Here is a 3,650-nt window from a genome sequence, read left to right on the forward strand (position 1 = left end):
CCGCAGCTCAAAGCAAAGCGCATCACGTAGATATTGCTCTTCGCAGCCGACCAGGTCTCGCCGCAATGTCCGCAATCAAAACGGCCTGTGGTCATGTTGCCGATCGCGACTGATTGGTCTGCACCACATTTTTGATGCCGGTACAGCCGATAGGCCGTGCGATTTGCGGGGTCCGCGCCCACCAGCGTCCAACCCTGTCCTTCAGCTTCCGATGCGTTCTTTGCAAGCAAGCACTCCTCGCAGCGCACCCCCGCCTCGCCCGCCGCGGCGCGCTCGATCAGCGCAAACTGTCGGCTCAGGATGTGACCGCATTTGGCTTGATAAAACGCATAGTGCCTGTCTGTCGCATCGCGACCCAGAAGCTTGAGGCCTGCCATCCTGGCTGATTTGGCGTGTTTGTCAGCAAGACAAGGCGCGCAGATCGGTTGAGCAGACATCAAAACCGACAAGCGCGTTTTGGTCAGGCCATCGCAAGCCTGACAGCGCAGCGCGAGGTGATACCGATCCGCGACCCGGGCCTCAATCGTGAAGCCCTTGCTATTGGCTTCGTTCTGCCAATGCCAATGGATGGGCCCATCGAAAATGGCAACTTGTGCATCACCGATCCGGATGTTGGATTGTGGGACGTGCTTGGGCTTGGGCATAAAAATACCCTCCTATTTATGCGAAAATGGGAAAATGAGGGGGGCTGATCCGCACTCTGCAGATTTGCCCAAACCGGGTTTGCCGGATCTGAGGCTGTTACGCAGCCAGCGCAATCTCCGGGGCAAATGACAGAGGTTCCAGCGTATAATCTGGCAAGGTCATCAGAAAATCGAATGCTTCGTAGAAGCTGCGAAACAGCGAGGCAGCCTGAGCAAACCCGCCAGCCGGATCGCAAAACTCTACCGCCTGACGCTGTAAAAACGATGTGGCACTTGCAAACGGCTCTGCATCGCTCGTGCACAACAGAGTAGTGAGCGCATAACACGCAGAACGAAACTGTTGATCGACCCGCGACTGTGGTGTTGCAAGGACCACAGCCTTGGCCGCTGATACGACAGCGGAACGCGCCGCTTCCGCATCGCGAAACCACCCGTCGAAAGCCGGATCACCCTGGCCAGCGCCGCAGATATCGCGCTCAGCTGCGCAGAGTACCGCAAGAGGGGCGAGCAAATCCATGAACGCGCTCTGAACGTCAGCTGGGAGTGCTCTCGCGTGATCGGAGTTCAGGCAGGTTTTAGAAATGGTTGGTGTAAAGTCATACAACATTTGAATTTCTCCATTGCGATTATGTGTTCTGAAGATACATATAGATCAACAGAATCTACAAAGCAAGCAAAAATAGATAAAAAAGATCTAAAAGGATCAAACATGTTTCTCACCTCGGCCCATCTAAGGGCAGCCCGAGCACTTCTAGACCTGACACAATCAGAGGTTGCTGGCGAAGCTGGAGTTTCTTTGCCAACGCTAAAACGCTTAGAAAGCCAAGCTTCGGGACCTCAGCGAGCAAACTCTGGAAACGTTGAGGCAGTTGCCCATGTTTACAGCAAAAGAGGTGTATCATTCCTCTTTCCTGATCGCGACAGCGGGATTGGCGTGACACTTTCGGAGACGGGTTAATTCGTCATTCATAGTCGGTGGCGAGCAGGAAGGCGCTTACGACGAGCATCGCATACGTTCGGCGCCAAGGAGGACCATGGCCGGGAGGGCAAATGGCCTGCGTGGGCGGCAGCGGACCTTCGGATTGCCGATATTGCCAAGGGGGACGGCTGAACTGGCTGTCGGGCATCGGCGACAACTTTCGCAAGTCGAAGCGTGATCCCGGCGGTCAAGGCGTCGTGTGGAATTTCCACTCCGGTCGCGTCGACACTGGCAGCGCCAGCAGCAATCTTTGCCGAGCAGGGTGCGGCTCGCGGTGAGGACGTAGCGATCGGCTTCACGATCTCGCCATCGGCTCAAGGCTTTGACCCGGTTCTCATTATAGGCCAGGTCATCCAGCAGGTCGTTCACCAAATCCCGCATGGTCTGGGTCAGATCGTTTTCGAGATTGCCAAGGTGCCGCCGAATGTCAGCATGAAAGCCACCGGCCCCGACCCGCATGGCCAGCCCATATTCGATGCAAAAGGCCCGCGCCTGATTCATCAGGCCAGTGCGTTCACCGACAAGCCGATCCCGGATCCGGTGGTGCGCCTGCAGGTCAACCTGCTCCGCGGTTCGCGCTTCGACAAATCGCATGGTCGGCCCCGTCACGGCCTCTGCAATCGCCGCGGCATCGATCGTGTCGGTCTTGTTCGACTTCACATAGGTCTTCACAAATCGCGCCGGAATGATCCGGGCGTCATGCCCTGTTCCGATCAGTTTCCTGGCTAACCATTGCGATCCGGGGCAAGCCTCCATGCCGATCAACGCTTTAGGAGCCAAATCGAAGAATGATTGCAAGGGATCACGCGCAAACTTGGCACGCTGGATCACAGCACCTTCAAGGTCGACGGCCACTACGTGAAACACGCTTTTGCCGATGTCGATTCCATAAGCGAAGGCTTCGGGCAGGGTTTGGTTCGCATCCTTTCTCTCCTTTTAATCTGCGATGCAGCAATACTGACGCTGGGGTGCGGGGCGGACCATCCGATTAGTATTTCGGCCATTTCAACGACGCGAATTGGCCGGGAATGCGGTGGCGCGATTCGGGGTCAGCATAGTGTTGGCCTGCCGGACTTTCGGGGTCAGCGAGACCTGTTATCGCTACGGCCCAAAGCTGCGCGCCGAGAATGAAGAGATCGCGGATCTCCTCGTCGGGCTGACGGACGCCCGCAAGACTTGAGGGTTCGGCCTGTGTCCTGCATTTGCGTAACGTGAAGGGGCACCCAAGGAACTACAAACACCTCTACCGCATCTATTGCGAGCTTGAGTTGAACCTGCGGATCAAGCCCCGCAAGCGGCTGAAGCGCGACAAACCCGACGCGCTAGCAGTGCCGGAGGCATCCAACATGACCTGGTCGATGGACTTCATGGCCGATCGTCTAGGGGTGAGAACGGCAGTGCAAAAGTTTGCCACGGAAGTGGCGGGATAGTCTTGCTGCGGGCAGAGTAAAACTTTGCCACTTTGGCTCTTTCTGGTGACGGGGAGGGCGGGGGATTTTCAGCGTGGAACTTTATAGAAAGGTGCGCCTTGCGCGCCGCGAAGGCCTGAGCGAACGCGCCGCCGCTCTTCATTTTGGTGTTTCGCGTGCAAGCGTGAAGAAGATGATGAGTTTTTCGGTTCCGCCAGGGTATCAGCGGACAACGGCGATAAAGCGGCCCAGGCTGGATGCATTCACGGGCTTCATCGACCAGTGGTTGCAGGAGGACCTTAGTCGGAACCGCAAGCAACGGCATACGGCCAAGCGTATTTTTGAGCGGCTGCGTGACGAGCACGGGTTCAAGGGCGGCTACACGACGGTGAAGAATTATGTCCGCGAACATGGCCGACGCAGCCGAGAGATGTTTGTGCCGCTGGCTCATGCCCCGGGCCACGCCCAAGCGGATTTTGGCGAGGCGATGGTTGTGATCGGCGGTGTTGAGCAAAAGGCGTATTTCTTCGCACTTGATCTGCCTCACAGTGACGCCTGCTGTGTGCGGGCTTATCCTGCAGCAGTTTCCGAGGCTTGGGTTGATGGCCATGTCCATGC

Annotated in this window: 3 protein-coding genes and 3 pseudogenes; 3 read left to right on the forward strand and 3 right to left on the reverse strand. The window is 57.0% G+C overall.

Going from position 1 to position 3,650, the window contains the following annotated elements:
- A pseudogene (locus tag AKV04_RS00450) lies at nucleotides 1–644 on the reverse strand (GIY-YIG nuclease family protein); the annotation flags it as partial.
- Nucleotides 645–741: 97 nt separating this feature from the next.
- Entirely contained in the window at nucleotides 742–1,161 is a 420-nt protein-coding gene (locus AKV04_RS00455) for a hypothetical protein (RefSeq protein ID WP_054004527.1), read from the reverse strand.
- 36 nt (nucleotides 1,162–1,197) lie between these two features.
- On the opposite strand from AKV04_RS00455, the gene AKV04_RS26800 reads away from it, so the two are divergent.
- Nucleotides 1,198–1,602: a helix-turn-helix domain-containing protein gene (locus tag AKV04_RS26800; protein WP_156317280.1), complete on the forward strand. Its 405-nt coding sequence runs from the start codon at nucleotides 1,198–1,200 to the stop codon at nucleotides 1,600–1,602.
- A 36-nt stretch (nucleotides 1,603–1,638) separates the two neighbouring features.
- On the opposite strand, the gene AKV04_RS26805 is transcribed toward AKV04_RS26800, so the two are convergent.
- A complete protein-coding gene (locus tag AKV04_RS26805) occupies nucleotides 1,639–2,532 on the reverse strand; it encodes an IS110 family RNA-guided transposase (protein ID WP_328287129.1) in 894 nt (297 codons plus the stop codon).
- 88 nt (nucleotides 2,533–2,620) lie between these two features.
- On the opposite strand from AKV04_RS26805, the pseudogene AKV04_RS25925 reads away from it, so the two are divergent.
- Together AKV04_RS25925 and AKV04_RS00475 are read left to right on the forward strand one after the other, a co-directional pair.
- Nucleotides 2,621–3,005 (forward strand): annotated as a pseudogene (locus AKV04_RS25925) (IS3 family transposase); the annotation flags it as partial.
- 121 nt (nucleotides 3,006–3,126) lie between these two features.
- Nucleotides 3,127–3,650 (forward strand): annotated as a pseudogene (locus tag AKV04_RS00475) (IS21 family transposase); the annotation flags it as partial.

This window comes from Cypionkella psychrotolerans (assembly GCF_001294535.1).
In the GTDB taxonomy this organism is placed as follows: domain Bacteria; phylum Pseudomonadota; class Alphaproteobacteria; order Rhodobacterales; family Rhodobacteraceae; genus Cypionkella; species Cypionkella psychrotolerans.